Source organism: Saltatorellus ferox, from assembly GCA_007751475.1.
In the GTDB taxonomy this organism is placed as follows: Bacteria; Planctomycetota; UBA1135; order UBA1135.
The window spans coordinates 6,396,966-6,420,510 of the sequence record CP036434.1 but is presented as its reverse complement, the minus strand read 5'-3'; the positions used below and the strand labels follow the sequence as shown (position 1 = coordinate 6,420,510).

Below are 23,545 nucleotides of genomic sequence, written 5' to 3'. Positions count from 1 at the left end.
CCCCGACCCCACTTCGCCTTGAGAATCACGACCGCGCTCCTCTGCCTCCTTCCGACCGCTCTTCTCTGGCTCCCAGCCGCGGCCGTCACGGGCTCCGCTGCTTCTGTCCCCCAGGAGGAGGGGGAAGACGCACCGGATTGGACGAAGCTGGAGACGTCCGAGATCGCCGCTCGGATCAAGAAGTTGAGGGACGAAATCGACGAGGTTGCGCTGGAGGCACTCGCTGCCCGCGGGACTCGCGACGCGATGGAGCTGTTGCTGGAGTCGTACGACACGTTCGCCAGCACCTACATGCGGCGCGAGGTGCTGTACGCGCTCGCGGAGTTCGACGGGGTCGACGATTCGTTCGAGCCCGCGCTGGAGAAGCTGATGCAGGTGACGGTCGGTGAACGCAAGCGGGAACTTCGCGAGGCGGCGCTGCGCGGGCTCGGTCGCGCGCCGGAACACGGCAAGCCGTTCCTGGCGAAGATCATCATGTCCACCGCCGACGACACGCTTCGCGAGCGCGCGCTCGCCATGCACGTGGAGCTAGGCGACAGCGGGGACTTCGAGTTCTATCGCTCGATCTACGAGAGGACGATGCAGGACGTGATGGAGTTCGTGAGCGAGGCGAACGAGAAGAAGAACCGCACGAAGCGTGAACGCGAGGGCTTGCCGGATCCTGAGATCTCCTGGCCGACGGCGGTCCTTCGCGCGACCGCCATGAAGGCGATCATGGATTCGTTCGAGGACGGTGAACTCGAGAAAGCGTTCGAGGACGAGCAGAGCATGATGGTGCGGCAGACGGCGCTGGAGGAACTCGCTCGGCGCGAGAGTCCGAAGGCTGCGGAGTACGCGCGCGACATCGTCGACCGGGTCGACAACCCGGCGACCGCACGCGCCATGGCCGCTCGAATTCTCGTGGATCTCGAGGGCGCGAAAGCGGCGGACGAACTGATGGAGATCGGCGTGAAGACCGTGACCCCAGCGGTCTTCAGCCAGCAGATCGCCGACATGCTGGCGGAACTCAAGGACGAGGAGGTCGAGAAGGATCTGCAGAAGCTCCTCGGCAAGGGGCGGTTGCCTAGCCAAGCGTTTGCCATCCGTGCGACGAAGTACGTTGGCGGCGAGAAGTTCGTCAAGAAGATGCGCAAGGGGCTGGGCGCCAAGGAGCCCGAACTGGTGGCGGCGACGGCGCTGGCCCTGGCGTCGCGCGGGGATCGGGAGTCGATCAAGGACATGGAGAAGCTCCTGGAGAAGACGAAGAGCGACGATGTCCTGGCGGCGCTCCTGGAGGCACTCTCCGTTCTCTACGACGGCGACAGTGACTGGTTGACTCGCCTCGAAACGTACACCAGCCACGAGGACGACTCCCTTCGCAATGCGGCTCTCGCCGAGATCGCGAGAATCGGGCGGTCGAGCTCGATCGAACTGATGAAGGAGCGGCTGCAGCACCCCGTTTGGTCCACGAGGCTGATCGCGCTGCGGTCTCTCGCCAAGCGGCGCGATACGGACCTGCTGAGGCCGATCGTCGACCAGATGCAGAACGAGGTGGGGCGGATGCAGCTGATCTTCGGGGACGTGCTGTTCGATCTCACCGGCCAACCCTTCGGGCGGCGCGCCGAGATCTGGGATCGCTGGCTGAAGGATCAGGGTGGCAAGGCCCAGCTGATGAGCGAGGCCGAGGTGGAGAAGCTCCGTGAAAAGGAAGCGGATCGTCGCCTCAAGGACATCTCGACGACGGACCTGGACCGTGGAGAGCCCCTGTTCTTCGGGATCCGGATCGTGTCGGAGCGCGTGCTCTTCATCCTCGACATCTCGGGCTCGATGGCCGAGCCGCTCCGCCCGAAGACGGTCAGCGCCACGCCGATGACGCGCATGGACGTGGCCAAGAACGAGCTGATGGCGGCCATCGAGACCCTCCCGGAGGCCGCACTCTTCAACATCGCGCCGTTCTCGGGGAGCGTGTTGAGCTGGCTCGACGGCGGGGTCGCTTCCAGCTCGGAGATGTCGAAAGCCGAGGCGAAGCTGTGGGTATCGCGCCTGGATGCCAGCGGTGGCACCAACCTCTACGGCGCGCTCGAATTCGCGTTCGACGACCCCGATGTGGACACGATCTACCTTCTTTCGGACGGCGAGCCGTCGGTCGGTGACCTGACCGACCCCCAGCTCATCAGGGACGATATCGCCGATCTCAACAAGAACCGCGGGGTCCAGATCAACACCATCGCGATTGGAACAGGCCTACAGGTTCTGGAATGGCTGGCCGAAGACAGCGGTGGAATCTACATCGAGGTCCAGTAGGCCGGTCCTGGAGCGCGTCTCTGTCCGGTTCTCGCTCCTGTAGGATCCGCCGTAGGGAGCCGCGTGCTTCATACACCCCTCTCTCCTTCCGGTGAGCAGGAGTCCGTATAAGAAGGGGTGAGCCATCCGCGCTGCGGAGGCTCACTCCTTCTTTCTTCGCTCGTCTCCGCCCGACGCGCCCCCCAATCCCCTTCGCCACTCCTCGGTGCTCAAACTCGTCCTCTCCGCCGCCGTCGCGCTCGGCGCCATCGGGCTTCTCTTCCTCTGGGGAGGGATCCGGCCAGGGGAAGTCTGGGATGCAGTCAGGGCCATTCCGGCGACCACGTTCTTCCTGGCGCTCGGGATTCAGGCGCTGATCTACGTCTTTCGGGCGGCGCGATTGCGGGGGCTGCTGGCGGCTTCCGGCGACGAATCGGTGCCGGGGCTGAAAGACCTGACGGCTGCGTCCGCCGCCTGGATTCTGGACAGCCAGATCCTGCCGGCCAAGGTGGGTGAGGCGAGTCTCGTGCTCCACCTCGGCCGCGTCGGCGTTCGAGCGGAGCACGGGCTGGTCGGTCTCTTGCTCTCGAGGCTGTTCGACCTGCTCACGCTCGTCGTCGTACTGGGGGCGACCTGCCTCGCGCTCGGACTGAGCGGTGCTCGGCCCGGGCTCGACTGGCTGACGGGACTCGGCGGCGTCTTGATGCTGGCGGCGAGCGCGCTGGCGCTGGTGATTCTCCGGGGCGGATCGATGCTCGGTCTGGCGCGGCGCCTCTCCGTTCGGCTCGGGCTGGAGCGGACGGCGATCGGGGCCCGCATCTCGTCGTTCACGCACAGGGTGGAGGCAGCGCTGCGCAGTGTTTCGAAGCCAGCGCTACTGCGGGCCGCCCTCTGGAGCCTGCCGGTCTGGGCGGCGGTGCTCGGTGTCTACATCGTTCTCGGGACGGGGGTCGGTCTGGCCGGTCCGGGCGGTGAGTCGCTCGGCGCGTTCGACCTGCTCTTCGGATCCAGCCTGGCGATCTTCGGAAGCCTGGTGCCGATCAGCGGCTTCCTCGGGTTCGGAGCCCTGGACCTTGGCTGGGCGTGGGGTTTCGCGGCGCTGGGAGTTCCAGAGGCCGACGCAGCGGCGACGGGGCTCGCCTTTCACACGCTCTACCTGGTCGGCGTGGGCATCCTCGGGGCGGTAGGGCATACCCTGCTGCTCCGGAAGACGAAGTGAAGCGAGCGATGGATCGTTCCGTCGTATGGACCCGAATTGGTCAGGCCTTTAGCGTTGCTTAGGGCCTGCGGGCGATCTTGCGGTTCGAGACGTGAATGCGTCCTACCTCTTTCCCACAACCGCTGCCAACGCAGCACCACCGAGAGACGAATCCCATGAGCGGAGCAGAAGACAAGATCAAAGGCGCAGCGAAGAAGGCCGAAGGCAAGGTCAACGAAACCGTTGGTAAAGCCACCGACAACAAGTCCCAGCAGATCAAGGGCAAGGCGCAGCAAGTCGCTGGCGAAGCCCGTAAGAAGGTCGGCGAGATCAAAGAGTCGAACTGATCGAGTGGCGGCCCACTGAGCGCGCGACGGCCTGCTGAGCGCTCAACGGCCCGTTCCGAAGAGAGCCGATCCCCGCAAGTGCGGGGATCGGCTCCCTTCGTATCCACCCACGATTCTGAACGAGACCGTTACAGCGGGTCGGTCCGATAGCGGTCGGCGTTGCGGGGCCGCTGCGGCGCGGCTCGACTCTCGATGGTTCTGCTGTCTACCTGAGCGCCCCGCTGGCAAACTGGTGCCATGAACGCATCCCAGGCAGCGCAGGGCGCCAAGCATCGGCTCATCATCGGTGTGGACCAGCGCCCCTTCTTCGCCGGATCGAACCAGTTCTGTCTGGCGTACCCGCTCATGGTCGAAGAGACCGGAGAGCTGCTCGAGGTGAACACGTTCGAGAACCGCGGCCGGCTCTGGTGGAAGGTCGACAACGTTCCCGAGAGCGAGCTCGTCGCGGGCAGTCTCCACGTGGCGTTCATCGAACCCGCGCCCGCGTACGAGCTCAGCAACCCGGAGCGTGATCGGTACCAGGTCAAGCTCAACGGTCGGCAGCCATCCTCCGAGCTCTGGCTGCAGGTGCTCGACGTGAAGGGGCCGATGCCGAAGATCGATGACCTGTTCTCGCGCGGCGTGTCCGCCGCGCGCCGTCCATGGAAGCGTGTGCTCCTGCGCTTCGACGATGGCCTGGTTGGCCCTTTCTTCGGCGTATGGGAGTCGTCGAGCAAGACGCTTTCGTTCCGGCACGTCGACGCCGACACGGCCGAGGTGACGCGTGTGCCTGCTTCGAAGCTAAGCAAGCATCCCGGGGTCAAGAAGCTCCAGTGGCTCGCCAGCGTCCACGAGCGCGGGGTCGAGCCCGAGGACATCCGGATCGAGCTCTTCCAGACCGCCATGCTCCAGGAGCTGATGGAGGGAGGTGAGGTGATCGACGCGCTGCCGCTGGACGAGGTGGCGTTCGCTTACGCCAAGCAGCTCCGTGGTAGTGACTTCAAGCGGCCCGTCTACGACGCCCCGATCGAGCGTATCCGCGCGATGGCGAATTCGGAGGACGCCTTTGAGATGGGGCGGATCGATCGACTGGAGAAGGCGCTCAAGGTCATGGGCTCCGACCCGGAGGCAGCCAAGCAGTTCACGCCGCGCGCACGCGTTCTCCTTCAGACGTTCTTCCCACCCGTCGAGTCGCCTGTCGAGCCGCTGGCTCGGCCCGAGCCGCGGGAGGTGCGTGGTCAGCCCACGACCACCGCGAAGGCTCCGCACCGCGAACAGAACGCTCCCGCCGGAGACGCCAAAGGGGAGGCCGACTTCTTCGGGCAGCTCGTCGAGTCGATCGCGGCCACCGGCTACAAGTTCGAGCAGAGCGATCTCCTCGCGTTTCACCTCGGGCTCAAAGCCTCGCAGCTCAGCGTGCTCGCTGGCCGCAGCGGCGTCGGCAAGTCCAGCCTTCCGCGCCTCTATGCGCGTGCGCTCGGAGCTCAGGAATCGATGCTGACGGTGCCAGTGCGCCCCGACTGGCTCGATGACCGCGACGTGATCGGCGCTTACGACCCGCTTTCGAGACGCTTCCTGCCTGCGGCCACCGGTCTCGTGGACTACCTCGCGGCGGCCGCCGCCGAGATGAACGATCCGGAGGCGCCGATTCGCCTGCTCGTTCTCGACGAGATGAACCTCGCGCGCGTCGAGTACTACTTCGCGACCTTCCTGAGCGCGATGGAGCAGCCCTCGGATGCCCGCGGGATCCGTCTTTTCAGCCCCGGACTGCTGGAGGACAGCGATCCCTACAAGGGGATGTCCTGGCTTCCGATCCCGGACAGCCTGCGGATCGTCGGAACGGTGAACATCGACGAGACGACGCACTTCTTCAGCCCCAAGGTGCTGGATCGGGCGTGCGTTCAGTCCTTCGGGCGACCTGATCTCCGGCGACTGCCCGCCGTGATCGACGAGAGCGCGGGCCAGGCGGGAAGTCCCGTCTCCTGGAGGACGTGGTCGAGCTGGATCGGGAGCGGCGCTGACGTGCCTCCGTGGGTCCAGGAGCAGCTGGCTCAGCTCAACGAGCTCCTGATTCCGCTCCGCTCGGACCTCGGCTACCGCACGGTGCATCGCTGTCTGAAGTTCGTGGCTGGCGCGCGCGGCCTGCAGGATTTCTGCACGATTCAGCAGGCCCTCGATCTTGCGATCGTGCAGTTCGTGCTACCGAGGCTGCGCACCGATCAGCCCGACTTCTTGGATAGCGCGGACGAGTTGCTCTCGTCGCTCCAGGAGACGGAGTACCCGCGGAGTCACGGCCTGATCGCACGCATGAAGACCCTGGGAGGCATCGGCGATTTCTGGCAGCTCAGTTGAGGCCCAGCTCTGGCGCGGCGGCGATCTGATCGAGAGCGTGCCGGTCGGCGAGGCGGAGTTCGGCGTGGCGAGGCATCTGTTTCGGACCGAAGTTCGTCCGCGGGATGAGTTCGCGCTGCGGCGTTCTTCGGGGGTCGTGATCAGCTCTCGGCGGAAGGCCGCGGACAGCCCGCTGCGCGTGCGCGCGGTACTGCTCGGCGACGTGCTCTTCGCGCTCGATCCACGCATGACCGAGTGGCGGGAGCCGCTCACGAGCCTGGCGTCCACGTCGGGTGACGTGGAGATTCAGCTCGACGTCGAGCAGGCGGGTGGCTGGCAGCGGCTCGCGGTGATCTTCGCGACGGTCGAGGCTCCCGAGGAGCTGCGTAGGCTTCGCCCGGCGCTCATCTCGGAGCTGGAGCGGCTCGGTTCGGAGCTGGCGACGGACCTCGCCGGTCAGCTCGGGGCGACGAGCGGCCAGTCGCCCTTGAGTCTTCTCACGCGGCTCGATCGAATCGAGGGCTTCGAGCGCGACCTGATCTCGGCGGCGATCGGTATTCGACCGGTGGCGCGAAGCACGCAGGGGCAGTTGATCGAGCGTCGCCGCTGGCGTCCGGGTGAGATCCCCAAGCGCCTGCGCTCGGCGCGGTACGCGCCCGCCGTGCTGCCGAGCGGGGAGATCGTCATGCGGCCCGACGTTCTGACGGTGTCGCGCACGCGGGTGTCGGCGGACGTGGAGGAGCACAGACAATTCGCCCGCGGTGTGACCGTCCTGCGCAAGCGCGCGCAGGCCCTCCGTACGGCGGCTTCTGCGGCGCTTCAGGAGGCCCAGCAGGTCGAGGCTTTCCAGCGTGTCGACAAGGCCAGCATCGCGCGGGAGCGAGCGCTCAGTGCTCCTGAGCGAAGGCGCCTCCATGGGCGGATCGAGCAGCTTCGGATCGCGAGAAGCCGCGCTTCGCTGGTGACGGGTCGCTGTCAGCAGCTCTTGGACGAGGAGCCCTGGCTGCAGGGGGTGGGGGAGCCGCGGACGCAGCTTCAGCCGACACCGACCTTTCATCGGGTCGCAGCCTACGCGCGCGCGTACGACGCACTGCGGCGGCTCTTCGAGTACGACGCGGCAGCGGACAAGGCGCCGGCGGAGCGATTCAAAACCACGTCCGAACTCTACGAGGTGTGGGTCTTCGTCACGTGCGTGCGGATGCTGTGCGATGCGCTCGCCCCTTCGAGCCGAGACGCCATCGAGGCGAGGCTGGCCGAGGTACGACGGGGCGACGCCACGGAGTTCGACTGCGGCGAGCTAGGTCAGCTCGTGGTCATCTTCGAGCCGGTGATCGAGGGGCTGGACGCGCGCTCCACGCTCTCCGAGTTGCCCTACCGCGCGGCGCTGACCTCTTCCGCCCTGCGTCCGGATATCTGGGTCGAATGGACCGCCCCCGGAAAGCCAAGCCGCGCCGCCGTCATCGACGCGAAGTGCACGGCGCGCTTTCGCAGCCGAGGTCGAGCGCGGGAAGGCTCGATCGGCGATGAGCTCGAACAGATGCGAGACTATCGGAGCCGAGTGATCGACCCGCTCACCGGCCGCCAGCCGGTGCGCGCGATGTTCCAGGTGCACTACGTGGCCGGCGAGCCAATCCTGTGCAACGTCCGACAGCTCCTGCAAGGAACCGCGCCGCCCGACGCTTTCATCACGGGGGCAGTGGGCGCCGCCCCGGGCGACACGGGCCAACTCCAGGTCGTGGTCGATCGACTCCTGGGCTGGCTGATGGCGTGAACCCAAAGCTTCGAACGATCGCTTGCCGGAACAAACGGACCAGGTCCGAACGTTCCGGAACAAACGGACCAGGTCCGAACGTTCCGGAACGGACGGACCAGGTGCGAACGTTCCGGAACGGACGGACCTGGTACGGATGTTTCGGTAGGGGGGGCAGGGTCGGGAATTTGGGTGAGTGGGGACTACTTTGCGCCGATTGACAGGCGTCGGATGTGGGCGGGAGAGGAGGCCTCGTCGACCACCAGGCGAAGCGCGCTGCCGCGCTGGGGGGTGGCGAGGCGGTGGATTCGCTTGTGGCCCACGCAGGTTCCTGCGGCGATCTCGTGCCAGACTCCGTCGTTGAGGATCTCGATGTGATAGCGGCGGACGTGCTCGCCGCGCTCCACGTCTTCTTCGATCACGATGAGATTGAATGGGGTCTCCGGCGGCAGTTCGAGCACGATCGGGAGGGCGGTCGAGGGCCCGGGCGAAGACTCGTCGGTCTCGGCCAGCGGCGTACCGAACATTTCCTTCAGCGCCTGCCCTAGCTCCGCCAGGCGCGTTGCATCGGCTTCTGGCAGGAGGCCGCGATCGTCGGGGGTGAGGCCCAGGATCAGCGTCGAGTTGTGACCTACCGAACGGCAGTACATGTCCACCAGCTTCTCCAGCGGGTAGATCAGGTGCTCCTGGTCGGGCTCCCAGAACCACTCGTGCCCGCCGTGGCCCCGCAGGGGAGCATCGGACATGGCGGGGAGCCAGAAGGCACCTTCCGGGTCTCCGCTCTTCAGTAGCGCGAAGCCGCCCGCGCTGATCTCAGGGCGCGCGCTCTCTCCCGAACCAGTCGCAGGATAGGGGAACGTCGCCCAGCACGGGTACGGGACCGTCCCCGACTCCGAGCCGCCCCAGCGCGCATCCGCTCGCTGAAGGTTGTGGTAGAAAACGGCGTCCGGCTGGTGCCGCTCGACGATCGAGAGCACGTCTGGACCGCCCTGATCGGGACCGTGCGCACCGCCGTCGAACCAGAACTCGAACCAGTCGCCGTAGCGAGTGCAGATCTCCTCGACCTCTTGCTCGATCAAACGGTTGTACTCTGCCTGGGTAAGAGAGCTCCGCTCGGTGACCTGGAAGTCATGGACGCCGAGCTGCGCGTTCCAGCGGGTGCCCAGGTAGATCCCGGGCTTCAGTCCGTACTTCAAGCACGACGCGTGGAACTCCCCGACGATGTCGCGTTGGCCGTCGCCCCAGTCGAGCGCCTTCATGCAGTACGGATTCACGTCCGACTGCCAGAGGCGGAAGCCGGTCTCGTGGGAGCCGGTGAGGATCGCGAAGCGCGCGCCCGCGTCCCTGGCGCTGCGCACCCACTGGTCCGTGTCGAGTTCGGCGGGAGCGAAGCGCTGGAGGTCCTCGACGGGGTGGACGCGCGCGTCTCGCTGGACGTAGCGCCCTTCGCCACAGACGTGCAGGTCGTAGTGGAACACGACGCCGAACTCGGCTTCTTGCCAGGCCAGCTGCGCAGGTCGGGGACTCGGTCGGGTGGCCGCGGCGTCGACCGTCGACACGAGCTGCACCGGACCGAGGATGCCCGCTTCCAGGAGCGCGGTCTCCGGTGTGAACGGAGCGCGGATGTTCGTCACGGTGGATCGCCCCTCGGGCGGAAGCGCTGCGTCACCCACGAGTCGATTGTGCCATGTGTTGGCGACTTCGACGCGCAGCTCGTTGAGGCCGGATCGCAGCGCCTTCGTGACATCGATCGCGTAGGGAGGGTGCCATGCGACGCCGAGCTCCTCGCCGTTGAGGAAGATCCGCGCCACCCCGGCCAACCGACCGAGGTCGAGGTCCACGGAATCGCCAGAGCTCGCCAAGCCTGAAGGCGCGGCAAACGTCCTGGCGTAGGTGGCAATGCCCGAGAAGTGTCGAAGATCAGGATCCTCCAGGCTCCCCCATGGGGCCAGCGATTCGAGTTCAATGGTCTTGGACTCGCCAGAGCGGAGGGGGAACTCGAGCATCCACGGACCGGTCAGCTCGAAGCCGTCCCGGTGGCTCGCCCGCACGCCGTCGGTGGCGGGGTCATGGGCGACGCCCGAGGACACGTCGTGGACGCGTACGCCTTCGATCGCTCTTTCACCCGCTGTCAGAAACTCGACCCGACCGAGGCCCACGATCGACGTATGCCCTGACCAGTCGTCGCTGTGGTTGGAGACGACGTCGAAGCGAACGAAGCGGGACTTCGGGGCCATCAACGCCACGCGCTCTTCGTAGTCGCGCTCGCCGATATCGGGGGCGCGCCTGAGCGTGTAGCTGCCAACAGCTTCGAACTTGGCGCCGTCGATCGACGTGGAGACCGCCAGCTCCTTGATCGCGCGGGTCAAGAGGCCCCGCGTTTGGTCCTGGTAGGCCCAGAGATCCATCGCCTCCAGCGCGACCTCCGCGCCGAGGTCATACACGATGAACTCGTCCCCGGGCCCGTTCTCCCCGGAGGAGAGCCACGCTGGACCGTTGGGCGTATCTCCGTGCGCCACGTCCACGCCTGCGCCATGGGCACGAGCGAGGTCGCCCAGCGTGATGTCGCCGTTCCAGCTCCCTCCGTCGGACATCCTGCGGAAGACCACGAAGCGCGAGCCGCCGGGGGGCAGCGCCAGAGCGACCCGGGTTCGCCCGTCTTCGGACCGCTCCCACGCAGCCTCTCGAATCGCGCCCGACGAGGGGTCCCAGATCTCCGGCTGCAGACCGTCCACGCGGAAGATGCCGTGCACGCTCTCCCAGCGCTCGTGGTGGTTGACCACGTAGTAGATCTCGAACTCTTCTCCGCTTCGGTGCACGAAGCCGAGGCGCGTCCGCGCGTCGCCGCCCTCCCAGAGGAAGTCCGGTGGCGCTTCCGTCAGCGCGGCGACCAGACCGTCCGGTCCCAACACTCTTCCGCCGGCACGAACGAGCTCCTCCAGCTTCTCCGTGACCCGCCTATCCATGGGCTCAGCCTCGGGCAGCACGAGCATGCGGTAGCTCACACCGCTCGGCAGGGAGAGCCGCCCGCCCTCGACCGTCATCCCGTTCAGCAGCATCCGCACGTCCACGACGTCGTAGTCGTAGCCGAGAGGCCGGACCCTCGGGTCCCAGTCCACGCCCAGCGGATGGAACACCGGAGCGCCAGCGCCCTGGTAGAAGCACACGTCCTCCACGGGTGTTCCTTCCTGCAGCAGAAAGGAACAGCGCGCTAGGTACTCGATGAAGGGCTTCACCATCGGCCACCACACGAGGTTCGGACCGATGTGCGTGCCCGCGTGGTACGCGTACCCCGGAAGGCCGCGCTCGCCGCCGCCGTGGGGCGCCGTGTGAAACGTGATGTGATTCAGGCCATCGAGGAAAGCCTGGTCTGCCAGCAGCTTCAGGTAGTAGGGCAGGTCTTGCCAGTGCCGCCACGAGGTGAACGACTCGGAGTCGACGATGCGCTTGCCGTAGACGTGCGCCGCGCAGGCGATCTCCTTGACGTTGTACATGCTGCGATGCTTGGGCCAGAACTCACCGCGAGCCAGACCGGTGGCGCCCAGCGCGCCGATCGCGTCCACGGGGCAGCTGCTCCAGATCGGCGGCCCCGGGCCGCCGGCTTCGGCGGAGAGCAACAGCCCGCGCTCGCGCAGCACCTCGTTTCCAATTCGATAGTGATTCTCGATCATCAGATCGCTCACGAGCCTCGTCCAGTCGCGGAGGAAGCGCTCAGCCGCCTCCGGAGAACGCGAATCGTCCACGAGGAACGTGAGCCATGGTGCGGCGTCGTAGCCGTACTCCGCCCGGAACGCCGTCAGAATGTCTTCGGTCCAGGCGCTCAGCCGCCCGCCCTCCAGCTCGAGGCTGTCGACCTCCAGGTACTTCAGGGCGGATTCGTCGAGGGGGCCCAGCGCGGACTCCAGGCGGTCGAGCACGTGGTGGAAGTACCATCGGCTGTCGTCGGCATCGAAGAAGTCGATCTGGAGCCCGTCGGAGTTCGGACTCGGCACGATGAGCCGCTGGCCCGAGTTCGCGCGTATGAACCAGCGGAGGTCCCACTCACCGGCTGGTAGTTCCGCCTGCAGGTGTCCGGAGTCGTCCGTTTTTCCGGTGAGGTCGATCACGCGATCGGCCTCGAACCCTGCGCCATCGCCCGCGGGCACCGCCTGGACGGCCACGGTCGACCAGTAGGCCGGTCGCCCTTCCGCGTCCCGTGGCGCATGCTCGGGCGTCGCAGGAAAAGGCAGGGTGAGTTCGAGCCCTCGGGGCCCCTGGACCCTGGTCACCGACGAGAAGAGCGAAAGCCCGGCGTGCTCCGGTTCGACCCAGCTTCCGCCGGCGTTCCAACCGCTCGCCGCGACCATGCCGAGATCGAGGCCGAGGCGCAGCGCTTCCCGATTGGCATGGGCGAGGTTCGCGAGCCATTCATCGCTCAGGAACGCCGGCCCCACGGGAACGATTCCCTCGGGGTCCCGGTGGGCCTTCACGTCCCAGATCTGAAGCGCGGAGAAGCCAGCGGCCCGGAATGCTTCCATCTCCTCCGTGATCCGCGCCGGATCCGCGTGTCCGTTGAGCCAGGCCCAGAACGCGTCGGGCCGAGCACGCGCCGGAGGATCCTCGAAGCCCGCGACGAGATCGTCGTAGGTCGCCTCCTGGGCCAGGCCCACCGAAGGGGAAGCGAGCAAAATGGTAGAGAGCAGGACGCGTGACGAAAGACCATGGCGCATCCGAGCAGTTTAGTGGCGGTACCGTGGCGGTACCGAGCCAGACCGAAATCCGCCACGTTTCTCCCCCCAGGATGGGAGCTCCGCGCGGCGGGGAGGCAGCGGCTACACTTCTCGTATGTCTTGGTCGTCGACCCTTCTTGTCACAGGCTGTTCGTCCGGCCTGGGGCTGGCGACGGCCCATCGAGCCCGCGACCTCGGCTGGCGAGTTTTGGGCACTGCGCGCACTGACGCCGACCTCGCCCGCATCGAAGAAGCCGGACTGGAGCCCATCCAGCTGGAGCTCCTCTCCACCAGCTCCATCGAGTCGGCCGCCGAAGAGGTGCTGGCGCGCACGGGCGGCCGTCTCGATGGGCTGGTGAACAACGCCGGCTACAGTCAGCTCGGCGCCATCGAGGACGTGACCCGCGACGAGCTGCGCGAGCAGTTCGAGACGAACGTCTTCGGGACGATGGAGCTCACCAACCGCCTGCTGCCCTCGTTCCTGTCCCGGGGGGAGGGGCGAATCGTTTTCATCTCGTCCGTGTGCGCCCGCGTGCCCGTTCCCTACCTCGGGAGCTACAGCGCCTCCAAGGCCGCGCTCGAGGCCCTGGTGGATTCCCTTCGCCGCGAGATCCGGGGCAGCGGCGTGGGGCTGCACCTCGTGGAGCCCGGCATTTTCAACACCGGCTGCTACGCCCGCACCACCGCGCACTTCGAGGGCGTCAGCCGCTCGCGGACGTCGCGCCACGCCGACCGCTGCCGCGCGGCCCTCCGCCAGTTCGAGGAAGAGCTGAGCACCATCCCCGCGTCCCGCAACGCGCTCGTCGCCGACGCCGTCCTCGACTACCTCACCGGCAAGCGCCGCTCCGCCCGCCGCGTCGTGCCGGGACCGGCGCGCGTTTACGAGATCGCGCGTCGCCTCCTCCCCGATGGCCTGCTGGACCGCGCCGTCCTGCGCCGCCGCGGCGGCGATCTCTGATGGCGAGCTCCCAGGCGCGCCGTCTCGCCCACTACGGCCTTCACGAGCGCCACAAGCTGCGCGGGCTCGCCCGTCTGTTCTGGACGACCAAGATCCAGTCCGCCCGTCGGCTGGCCCGCCCGGACCATGCCGCCGCGCTGCCGCCCCTGGTGACGATCAACGTCAACTACGCCTGCAACCTGCGCTGCGTCCAGTGCTGGGAATGGGGCGAGAACGGCGCGTTCAAGGACCTCCCGAAGGAGGTGATCGCGCGTCAGCTCAGCCTCACGCAGTGGGAGGCGCTCTTCGATCAGCTCGAGCGCTGGCGGCCCTATCTCTACTTCTTCGGGGGTGAGCCCTTCCTGCGGCCCGACATGCCCGAGCTGATCGGCGCGGCCAGCCGCCGCGGCCTGCTCACCTCGGTGAACACCAACATGACGCAGATCACGCCCGAGCTGGCGGATCGCATCGTCGCCGGCGGCCTCGACTACATCGTCGCGAGCCTCGACGGCCCCGAGGAGATCAACGACGCCATCCGCATCGGCAAGGACAGCTACGCCCGAACCGTGGCGGGGATCCGAAACCTGATGGAGGCTCGTCGGCGCGGGCGCACGCCGTTTCCGCTGATCGAGATCTGCTGCACCGTCACCCGTCACAACCAGGAGCACCTCGTCGCGACCGCGGAGATCGCGCACGAACTCGGCGTCGATCACTTCAAGCTCCAGCACCAGATCTACTCCACGGAGGAGATGCAGCGCGAGACCGACGAGCGCTTCCAGTCCTCGTTCGGCCTGCGACCGCACTTCGGTACGGGCTTCATGATCCACGTGGGGAACGTCGACCCGGAGGTCCTGCGAGCCCAGGAGGCAGAGCTGCGCTCGCGCAAGTGGAGCTTCGAGTTCGGGCGCCGGCCGCGGCTGTCGGTCAAGGGCTGGGATCCGCGGCTGCACTACTTCGCGCCCGACGTCGTCTTCGGGGAAGCGCACTGCCACAACCCGTGGGCCCGCGCGGTCATCCAGCCCGACGGCGAGATGATCGTCTGCCAGGGCTTCCACGACTACGGGCTCGGGAACGTGGCGGAGAAGCCCTTCGACGAGATCTGGAACAGCGCCGGGATGCGCCGGTTCCGAGCGTCGCTCCTGAAGGACGGACTGTTTCCCTACTGCTCGCGCTGCTGTGAACTCTACGAACTCGACGAATCTTGATCGGTGAGGCCGTCGAGGGCGGAAACGGGGAGCACCTTGCCGGTAGCCCTGCGAAGCAGTCCATCGGGTTCGACGACCCGCACCTCGAAGCGCATGTTCGAGCCGAGGCCGCGCGCCGCCGCGTTCTCGAGCTCCCCGAGGGCCGCGCTGCTCCAGCGGGCTCCCGGCACGACGTGGAGGACCACGGCATCGGGGGCGACCTGAACGAGCTGCAGCACCTCGATCCCGTCGATGTCATCGAAGACCATCGGGAGTCCGGGAAGGCTTCGGCCGTCGGGTGCCGTGATGACATGGCTGCAACGGCCCTCGATGGAGCGCAGCGTGCGGAGGGTTCGCCCGCAGGGGCACCGGGTGTTCTGTGCGTCGAGCACGACGCGATCCTCCGTCTCGTAGCGCACGAGCGGCTGGGCCAGGTTGTGCAGTCCCGTGCCGTACACGTTCGCGATCAGCGTGCCGTCCGCGCGCCGCTCGAAGTCGGTCGTCTCGAAGACTCCGTAGGCGCCATGCACGTGGTAGCGCCCTTCCGTGCACTGGCTGGCCGCGACGGTTCTCTCCATGTGGCCGTAGGAGTCCAGCAGCGGACAGGCAAAGCCGACTTCGATCCGACCCCGCGCCCGAGACGTGACGATCTCGCCGCCAGAGAACGCAGCACGCATCGAAGGCACGCCGACGCCGCTGATCTCGCCGCAGCGCACGAGGTGCTGCAGCGCCGTGGGGAGGCCCTTGATGAACCGGGGACGGTGTCGCAGGAGCGCCTGCCGAATCTCCGGCATCCGCTCCGGCGCCACTCGCGACGAGTTGACGAGCAGGCGCCGCAGGAAGGGCTGCCACTCCACCAGCCGCTCAGGCTCGCCGCCGGCTCGCAGGAAATGGTAGCTGCCCAGTTCGGCAAACGCCGCGCCCAGGCGATAGCCGCCCCAGCTCCACGCCCGCCGGTAATAGCAGAACTCCAGGGCCCGGGCACGCCGGTCCATGGCGACGCGCACGGGCTGGCCCGAGGTCCCGCTCGTGGAGGCCCAGCGCAGGTCGCGCGCGTTCGGGTCGAGCATCTCATCGCCGGCTCGCCGGAGCTCGTCCTTCGTCAGGATCGGCAGCGAGCGCAGGTGCGCGGGATCTTCCAGGCCCCTGGGATCGAAGTTCGCCTCCTCGAAGACGCGCCGCCAGTGGGCGGAGGCGGCCTGGGCCCGTCCGAGGACCTCCCGCAGCCGCCCCGCCTGGTACGCCCGCATCTCCACCGGGTCCGCACGCTCCAGCCGCGCCATCGCCCGATCGATGGATAAGAGCGCGCCGGGCGCCGCGTAGTCGGCCAGCTGGAAGTGGATCGGCATCGGCTTCCCGGGGCTATCCCTGGGCTCTGCGCGGCCCGTAGAGATAGAGGTTGTCGCACTTCGCGCACACGGGAAGGCTCTCCTCGGTGATGACCTTCTGGAAGCGACGGTTCGCCTCGCCCTGCCAGACCTCGTCCACGCTCTCGGTGCGGAGGTCGCCCACGCTGTAGTCCGGGAACTGCACGCAGGGCGGCACCTTGCCGTCAGGGAGGACGTCGAGCCGGAGCCACTGCTTGTAGCAGAGTCTGTCCCCGAGGATCTTGTCCGGCTCGTCGATGAAATCGGTGACCCACTCCGGCTCGTGCAGGTGCGAGCCGATCTGGATCGGCCAGCGCCGCTCGCGGACCGCGCGCAGCTGCGCCTCGAACTCCTCCTTGTCGTAGTCGTACTCGCGCACGTAGCCGCGATCGGTCTTGGCCTCCACGCCGAACCGGTCGCGCATGAAGTGTTCGTACGCGTCGGCCTGCTTCGGCGAGATGAACCAGCCAGGGTTCAGGAGGATCCAGTCGACGCCCAGCGCGACCATCTCCTCGCAGAACGACGTGATCGACGCGACGTTCTCCGGCATGACCGTGAACTGGATCGCGATGAAGGGCGGGCGCTTGAGCCTCTGGAGCGTCTCGATGTTCGCCATCACGCGGCGGTAGACGCCCTTGCCGCGTAGCGCGTCGTTGGCCTGTTCGTGACCGTCCAGGGAGATCAGGAACGTGGGGTAGGGGTTGCCGTCCATCTCTTCGGCGAAGCGATCGAGGAGCAGGCCGTTCGTGCAGGTGACCGCGAAGTGCCGATGCCGCTTGAGCTCGCCCATGAGGCGGCCGAAGTGCGGGTACATGAGTGGCTCGCCGCCCGAAAGAATGAACGAAGCGTTGCGAGGCAAACCGCGCCCGAAGATCTTCGAGACGACCTCCCAGGGCAGGTCGGCGTCGTGGTTCTCCTGGACGCTTTTCACCCAGCCCACGTCGCCCCAGAGCATGCACATGGGGCAGCGCAGGTTGCAGCGCCAGTTCAGCATCAGCTTGACCACCAGCGGATCCGGGCGCGCTCGATCGCTGGCGCCGTGCTCGCGGATCCAGCGATAGCGGGCCGCGAACTGGACCTTCTTGAGCGCCAGGTGGGCGAAGTAGCGCGGGTGCTTCCGCGCGTGTCGGATCAGCGGACGGAGGCGCGGCATGCGGTGTCCTCCGGGGGGAACTCGGCGGCTTCGAGCCAGCCGCGGAAGGCATCGCGGGAGTATCGCAGCGCGCCCATGTGGTGCAGCGCGAAGCGCAGGTTGTTGTCCTCGGCGACGGGCATGCCGGGGATCAGGAACATGGCGCGACGCGCGGCGTGGGTCTCCAGGACCGTGGCGATGCCGGGCTTCGTGATCACGCTCGCGCACTCGCGGAGGATGGGGGCGAGCGACGGCACCACGCCGTAAGCTCGGACGCGCGGGTCGCACGCGGACTCGATCGTGCGTCGCAGGGCGTCGTTCTCGCCGCACACCGCGTGGAACGTCAGCTCCGGTGAAATCCCGCGCAGCTCCTTCAGGATTCGGTCGATACGGCCCTGGCCCCAGAGCCCGCAGACGACGAGCGCCGCGTTCGGATCGCCGGGCTCGGAGGCGAGCGCCTCGTACTCGGCGCGGGCGGGCAAGGGCACGAGCTGGACCGTCGTAGGGGCGGGGACCGCGAAGCGCAGCTCTGACGCGGGAACCGGCGTCAGGAAGCGCTGGATGCTGGACCAGGGAACGTAGCGCCATCCGAGGCTCGAGCCGTACTCGCCCGAGAGCCCTACGATGGACACGTCGAGGCCCGCCCGTTCCTTGGCGAGAGCCGCCCAGAACGTCGGTCGATGGCTGACGGCCAGGACCGAGCCGAAGCCTCCCGTTTCGAGGTGCGCAGACAGCGCGGTCAGGTCGGTCGTTCGGAGGTGCCGCTCGCGCAGCAGCTTGCGCTGATAGATCAGCGGGACGCGATAAGGAAGGTGCAGGAGAAGCGGGAAGCGCGACGAGATCGCGCGATAGCGTTCCACGTCCTCGCGCATCGCGGAGGGCGGCAGAAAGTCCTCGACCGCCCGATGCTCGACCTCGCCTTCCGCGCGCTCGTGCAGAGCCTCGCCGATCGAGTACATGCCGCGCCCGACCGCGGTGCTCAGGATCAGGAGAGGCCGCGGCAGCAGGGCGATCTCCGCCTCCAGGGCACCGACCGCGCCGCCCGCCGTTCGCGTGGAAGGGCGATTCAACTGGCCACCTCGAGGAACTGCTCGCGATCTTCTCCTGCGATGCGCTGAACGGACGCGAGGGCGCTACCGATCAGGTCGTGGATATGGAGATAGCGGAACGTCGCCGCCCGCCCTACGAGTTCCAGGTTCGAGAGGCGCGTCTGGGATTCGCGCAGGGAGTGGGCGTGCAGCACGTCCTCCGTTCGCAGGACCGGGTAGGCGTTGCGTAGCCTTCGCACTGCGTGCCCGACGATCTCGTCGGGCTCGAGTGCGCCGGTTCGCGCCAGAGCCCGCGTCACCTCGGCGACCAGGTCCGCGTCCGATCGCGTCCAGTCCGCGTCGGTCTCGAAGCGCACGAGTTCGGCCACCAACGACGTGCAACCCTCCGGGGACATGGCCGCGCTGCGCGCGTTCGGCTCGTGCACCCGCGTGAACGGAACGTCCGCGTCCGGGTAGTAGGTCGACGCGTAGCGTGATTTCTGTGATCTCTTCAGGAAGACGGCTACGACGATCACGTGCCGGTACAGGAGCCCCGCGGCGGCGTCCATCAACCGAGCCTTCGGGGCGGGGCGCATCAAGCGCGACTGCTGCGCGAGGGGCAGCGTCGAGATCACGTGATGCACAGGCACGCGCGTCTGGCCGTTGAGGACGATCTCCCGCACCCTGCGTCCGTCATGCTCCATCGCGGTGATGGCGTGGCCGGTATGCAAGGATCCGGGGGAGCAGCCCTTCGCGAGGGCTTCAGCGATCGCACCGATGCCACGGGTGGGGTAGAAGAACGATCCCTCCAGATGGGCGGGCTCTGCGCGCTGTACAAAAAGCGAACGCAGGCTGAGCGCGTCGAGCCGTCGGCCCGCGATCTCGGTCGAAAGCTCAGAGGCAGGCGCCCCCCAGAGTTTCTCCGAGTAGCGGATCAAGAAGGGATCCGCGAGAGCGCGGCCGAAGCGTGAGTAGCAGAGCTCCTGGAAGTTGCGCGCCTTGCGTCGGTTGGCGATGCGTGCCAGGGCATAGCTCGCCAGAGCCCGCGCGCCTTCGCCCGGCTTGAGCCTGCGCAGAAGGTTGCCCGGGGTCAGCGGGAAGTCGAGGTAGGTGTCGCCGTGCCGAATGCGGCTCGGCGCATGGACCTCGGCCATGTCGCCTTCCAGCCACTCGTTCACGCGGGTCGTGACCGCGGAATTCCGGTCGTGCAGCCGGTGCGCCCCTGCATCGAAGCGAAATCCGTCGACTTCGAACGTTCGCGCGTTGCCGCCGAACTCCGAGGTCGCCTCGAAGAGCTGATACGAAAGCCCCAGGCGGTCTGCTTCCGCAGCAGCCGCGAGGCCGGCAATACCTCCTCCCAAAATGGCGAGCATGGGTCAGGCAGGCTATCACGCAGCTGCGGCACCACGGCGAAAATGGCACGATCTGAATCGTGCACGCAAATCGAGACGCCCGATCGCCGCTTCGTGGGCACTCTCCTGGGACGGGGAGTGATCGGATCTCCCGTGCGGCAATCGGGGGGCTGCTGGCCGTGGCGCTGGGGTTGAGGCTCCTGGGCCTCGGACAGGACGCGCTCTGGCTCGACGAGGCGAACACGTGGGCCATCGCGCGCGAGCCGCTCGGGGGAATCGTTCAGCGCCTGCAACAGGACGCGAGTCCTCCGCTCTACTACTTCTTCTTGCACGGGTGGATGGCGTGGTTCGGGGAGAGCGCCTGGGTGCTCCGGCTTCCGAGCGTGCTCGCCGGGGTAGCCCTCGTCGCGCTGACGTTCCACGTGGGGCGCTCCTTCTTCTCGCAGCGGGCTGGTTTCGTGGCGGCCTGGCTCGTGGCGGTCTCGCCGAGCCAGATCTTCCATTCGCAGGAGGCGCGGATGTACTCGTGGCTCGGATGGCTGGCGCTCCTCGCGACATGGCGACTCGTGCGGGCGTTGAGCGTCACGGCGACGCCACCACCCCATGGTCGATCCGAAGAGGTCCGTGCCTGGGCTTTCTACGCTCTGGCGCTGGCGGCCGCCCTCTTGACCCACAACTTCGCCTTTCATCTGGTCCCCGCACACGCCTGCATCGTCCTCGCCTCGGCGCGACCTGCGCGGGGGCTCGCAGCGTTCGCGGCGGCAGGTCTTCTGACGCTCGCGCTCTACGCGCCCTGGCTGCCCGTGTTCCTCGGACAGCTCCGGGGCGTCGACACCTACTCCTGGTACGCCGACGTCTGGGCGACCACCGGACCGTTGAAGGCGCTGCTCCGGAGCCTCGACTCCATCAGCCCCTTCGGACAGTACTTCGCCGCTACCAAGGTCCCGCCGGTTCGCTGGCTTCAGGTCATCGCGGGCGCTGTGCTGCTTCTGTCGGGGATCGGCGCACGGGTGGAGGGGCGCCGCGCTCGCTCCGCCGTTCGGTTTCCGGTGACGATCGCGTTCGCGCTTCCGGTCCTGACTTCCATCGCGCTCTCGGTCTGGCTGACGCCGCACTTCGTGCCGGGCCGCGTCGACCAGATGATGCTGGCGCCGCTCATGCTGCTCGTGGGGGCAGGGTTCGAGTCGGTCTGTCCCAGGGGAAAGGGCGGCGGGGTGCTCGCCATCGCGGCGGCGCTCATCACGCTCGGCGCCGGTCTGTACCTGCGGCCCGTCGACGAGGCCGACCTGGCGCGCCGCGCTTCCGCGAAGGGTTCCGCCCTCGGCACGGAGGCCGCAGTGTTCGAGTCGCTCATGGACCGCGCGCGTCCAGGAGATCTCTTGATCTGCACGTCGCTCGCTCGCGCCCCCCTCGTTCATCTCCTGCACCTGCGAGGCATGGCTTTGCGCGTCGAGTCCTTCCCCGCATCCACGGCGGAGCACCTGGGAGGCCAGGATGATCGCCTCTTGCTGGAGGATCGGCCGGCGCTCGCCCGCGAGGCGGAGGCGGTGGTGGACCGCGCGCTGGGTTTCCTATCGGACGAGGCTCCGTCGGCTCGACGCGTCCACCTCGTGCTCATGGAGAGCGAAGTGAATCGCATACTGGGCGACCGGTTCGAGGCTGCGGAGCTCGCGGGTCGAATCGTCCCGAGTCACTTGCCAGCCGGTTTCATCCAGAGAGCGGTGCACCAGTTCGGCACGTTGCGGAGCTATGTTCGCGAATGACCCGGCGATCAGACGTCGCGCAGTCGCTTCATGGCTTCGTACAGCCGCGACTTCACCACGGAAGGCGGCAGGTCGAGCACGTGCGCGATCTCCTCGCGGCTCAGGTCTTCGCCGTACCGGAGGTCGAGCACCTCGCGGTGGTCGTGGGTGAGCGACTCGACGCGCGCGCGAAGTTCGGCCTCGTTCTCCATCCGGACCAGTCGGGTCAGATGGCCGGTGCGAGAATCGACGAAGGTCGGACGATCAGGGAGCGCCACTTCGCCGCGCACGCGCTGGTTCCGAACGAGGTTGAGGCAGTGGTTGCGGGCGATTCGGTAGAGCCATGGCCGAACGGCGTCGGGCGTGGAGCTGGCGCCGAGCGCCTTGACGAGCACGTCCTGGGCGGCGTCCTCGGCCGCGGCTGAGTCGCCCAGATAGCCGTAGGCGAAGCGCACGAGGGCGGGGCGATACTCGGCGATCAGCTCGTCGCTGGCGCCGGGGGCGCGGGCGCGAAGGCGGTCGACCAGGGTCGGCTGGCGGCTATCCATGGGTTCACTTTGCGTGGTCAAGGCTAGAATATCTCCTTCCGGATCTCGCGCAGGACGCCCTGGACTTCATGGCCCATGTCATGGAAGAGCTGGGACCAGTCGCCGTGGTACTCGACCTGGACAGCGATGAAGAGCCCTATGGCCGCGACAACCAGGCCCAGGACAGCGGCGCGCCAGAGCCAGGGCCTGAGCCACCGGAAGGCGGAGCCCACTCCACGGCGGACGAGCCGGATCGCACCAGCGCCTGCGGAGGCCGCCGCACCGACGCCCTTGCCCGCCACGGAGGCGGCGTCGAGCACAGGGTTCAGATCGACGCGGATCGTCTTGCCGTTCGGCTCGTGCTCGCCGCTCTTCACCCAGTGGTTGCTCTTCTGCCAGCGATCCTGGACCCTGTCCACCGTCTTCCCGACCTTGCGCCAGGCACCTTCACGGACCTCGCTCAAGCGGTGGGATACGTGCTTCGCCTGCTCGCGGAGGTGCCGACCTTCCTTCGTGTGGAAGATCTCCGTGGCGGCACTCGCCACCTGACAGGAGATCTTTCCGACGGCTTCCCCGAGTTCCACGCCCCAGCGACCGATGAGCGTGCCGAGGTCCTGTGTCTCGGAGCGCGCTTCTACCGGGAGCCCTTCGCGGACGCGACGAAGGTCTGTAGCCAGGTCGGCGGCCGACGCGTACCTCGACGCCGGGTCCTTGGCGAGCGCACGCTGGATCACGCGGTCGAGATCGCCGGAAAGCCCCGGCGCCCAGCGCGACGGCGGCTGGATCCTGTCCTCGGCGACGCGGCGCGCGCACTCGAAGAGATCCGCGCCTTCGAAGTCGTGGGGGAGGCGGCCTGTGACCAGTTCGTACACGAGCACGCCGATGCTGTACACGTCGCTCGCCGGCGTCACCCGGGAGGCGAGACCCCGCGCCTGCTCCGGGCTCATGTAGCGCACCGTGCCGATGACGTTGCCGCTCATGGCCGCGGTGAGCGACGCGTTGTTCCCGGGGTCCGTGATCCGCGCCAGGCCGAAGTCGAGCACCTTGGCTTCGTTCTCCGCCGTCACCAGCACGTTGGACGGCTTGAGGTCGCGGTGGATGACGCCCTTCTCGTGGGCGTGGTGCACGGCGTCGGCGATCTGGGTGGCGACGTCGAGTCTCGTGTCGAGGCTCATGGCCTCGGCCCAGACGTCGAGTGGCTCGCCGTCGATGAGCTCCATCACGAAGTAGGGTGAACCTTCCTTGGTCTCGCCGGCGTCGTGGATCGCCGCGATCCCCGTGTGCTGGAGGCGCCCGAGCACCTCGGCCTCCCGGAAGAAGAGCCGCCGCGTTCGCTCGTCGTCGAGCCAGGCGCCGCGGATGACCTTGATGGCGACGCGCCGGTTGGTGCGGACCTGTACGGCCTCGAAGACGACCCCCATGCCACCGCTGCCCAGGCGTCCCTTGATGGGATAGGGCCCGATGCGCTCGGGCGCCCGGTCGTCCCGCTCGGAACCGGCGACGGCCCGGATGGCGCGCCGAAGCTCGTCGACCCGGCCGCGATCCTCAGGGTGGGCCTCCAGGTGGAGGGCCAGCTCGGGGGCATCCCGGTCGACCCAGCTCCAGAGCTGCTCGTCGGGAACCGCTTCCTGGGAGCGCTTTTTGGCCCTCTGGCGGAGCAGGGGCGGGGGGAGGGGGTCTTCCTGGGTCATGGGGGTGAG

Annotated in this window: 15 protein-coding genes; 8 read left to right on the top strand and 7 right to left on the bottom strand. The window is 67.6% G+C overall.

Going from position 1 to position 23,545, the window contains the following annotated elements; all coding sequences use genetic code 11:
* The first annotated feature begins 18 nt into the window (after positions 1–18).
* The 5 genes from Poly30_RS23230 to Poly30_RS23210 all read left to right on the top strand — a co-directional run bounded on the left by Poly30_RS23230 (position 19) and on the right by Poly30_RS23210 (position 7,888).
* Positions 19–2,283 (top strand): HEAT repeat domain-containing protein, encoded by a 2,265-nt coding sequence (locus Poly30_RS23230; RefSeq protein WP_145203151.1) that lies wholly within the window; start codon positions 19–21, stop codon positions 2,281–2,283.
* A gap of 205 nt (positions 2,284–2,488) precedes the next feature.
* Positions 2,489–3,481, top strand: coding sequence for a lysylphosphatidylglycerol synthase domain-containing protein (locus Poly30_RS23225; protein ID WP_419190550.1), 993 nt, complete (start codon positions 2,489–2,491; stop codon positions 3,479–3,481).
* A gap of 155 nt (positions 3,482–3,636) precedes the next feature.
* Positions 3,637–3,807 carry a CsbD family protein gene (locus Poly30_RS23220; protein ID WP_145203146.1) on the top strand — a complete coding sequence of 57 codons (171 nt, stop codon included), beginning with the start codon at positions 3,637–3,639 and terminating at the stop codon, positions 3,805–3,807.
* Between the two features lie 237 nt (positions 3,808–4,044).
* Complete coding sequence (locus Poly30_RS23215) at positions 4,045–6,138, top strand: McrB family protein (RefSeq protein WP_145203143.1); 2,094 nt, start codon at positions 4,045–4,047, stop codon at positions 6,136–6,138.
* Positions 6,139–6,175: 37 nt separating this feature from the next.
* The gene (locus tag Poly30_RS23210) at positions 6,176–7,888 is read left to right on the top strand and encodes a nuclease domain-containing protein (RefSeq protein ID WP_145203140.1); all 1,713 of its coding nucleotides are present in this window, start codon (positions 6,176–6,178) and stop codon (positions 7,886–7,888) included.
* 182 nt (positions 7,889–8,070) lie between these two features.
* Here Poly30_RS23210 and Poly30_RS23205 read toward each other — a convergent pair whose 3' ends face one another.
* On the bottom strand, positions 8,071–12,534 hold the full coding sequence (locus Poly30_RS23205) for a glycosyl hydrolase (RefSeq protein ID WP_419190549.1): 4,464 nt from the start codon (positions 12,532–12,534) through the stop codon (positions 8,071–8,073).
* 157 nt (positions 12,535–12,691) lie between these two features.
* Here Poly30_RS23205 and Poly30_RS23200 point away from each other — a divergent pair, with 157 nt between their 5' ends.
* Together Poly30_RS23200 and Poly30_RS23195 are read left to right on the top strand one after the other, a co-directional pair.
* Complete coding sequence (locus Poly30_RS23200; protein WP_145203134.1) at positions 12,692–13,534, top strand: SDR family NAD(P)-dependent oxidoreductase; 843 nt, start codon at positions 12,692–12,694, stop codon at positions 13,532–13,534.
* The gene (locus Poly30_RS23195) at positions 13,534–14,718 is read left to right on the top strand and encodes a radical SAM/SPASM domain-containing protein (protein ID WP_145203131.1); all 1,185 of its coding nucleotides are present in this window, start codon (positions 13,534–13,536) and stop codon (positions 14,716–14,718) included. The genes Poly30_RS23200 and Poly30_RS23195 overlap by 1 nt, the downstream gene beginning before the upstream one ends.
* Here Poly30_RS23195 and Poly30_RS23190 read toward each other — a convergent pair.
* From Poly30_RS23190 to Poly30_RS23175, 4 genes are read right to left on the bottom strand one after another with little or no spacing between them, the layout of a single operon-like run.
* Positions 14,697–16,046, bottom strand: a complete 1,350-nt coding sequence (locus tag Poly30_RS23190; protein ID WP_145203128.1) for a phenylacetate--CoA ligase family protein — start codon at positions 16,044–16,046, stop codon at positions 14,697–14,699. The genes Poly30_RS23195 and Poly30_RS23190 overlap by 22 nt on opposite strands.
* Positions 16,047–16,059: 13 nt before the next feature.
* Positions 16,060–17,217, bottom strand: a complete 1,158-nt coding sequence (locus Poly30_RS23185) for a radical SAM protein (protein WP_145203126.1) — start codon at positions 17,215–17,217, stop codon at positions 16,060–16,062.
* On the bottom strand, positions 17,196–18,266 hold the full coding sequence (locus Poly30_RS23180) for a glycosyltransferase family protein (RefSeq protein ID WP_145203123.1): 1,071 nt from the start codon (positions 18,264–18,266) through the stop codon (positions 17,196–17,198). The genes Poly30_RS23185 and Poly30_RS23180 overlap by 22 nt, the downstream gene beginning before the upstream one ends.
* The gene (locus tag Poly30_RS23175) at positions 18,263–19,597 is read right to left on the bottom strand and encodes an FAD-dependent oxidoreductase (RefSeq protein WP_145203121.1); all 1,335 of its coding nucleotides are present in this window, start codon (positions 19,595–19,597) and stop codon (positions 18,263–18,265) included. The genes Poly30_RS23180 and Poly30_RS23175 overlap by 4 nt, the downstream gene beginning before the upstream one ends.
* A 59-nt stretch (positions 19,598–19,656) precedes the next feature.
* On the opposite strand from Poly30_RS23175, the gene Poly30_RS23170 reads away from it, so the two are divergent.
* A complete protein-coding gene (locus Poly30_RS23170) occupies positions 19,657–21,339 on the top strand; it encodes a glycosyltransferase family 39 protein (protein WP_419190548.1) in 1,683 nt (560 codons plus the stop codon).
* Between the two features lie 8 nt (positions 21,340–21,347).
* Here the strand turns inward: Poly30_RS23170 and Poly30_RS23165 are convergent, their stop codons facing one another.
* The gene (locus Poly30_RS23165) at positions 21,348–21,887 is read right to left on the bottom strand and encodes an RNA polymerase sigma factor (protein ID WP_145203115.1); all 540 of its coding nucleotides are present in this window, start codon (positions 21,885–21,887) and stop codon (positions 21,348–21,350) included.
* 2 nt (positions 21,888–21,889) lie between these two features.
* On the bottom strand, positions 21,890–23,536 hold the full coding sequence (locus Poly30_RS23160; RefSeq protein WP_419190547.1) for a serine/threonine-protein kinase: 1,647 nt from the start codon (positions 23,534–23,536) through the stop codon (positions 21,890–21,892).
* Positions 23,537–23,545 lie beyond the last annotated feature (9 nt).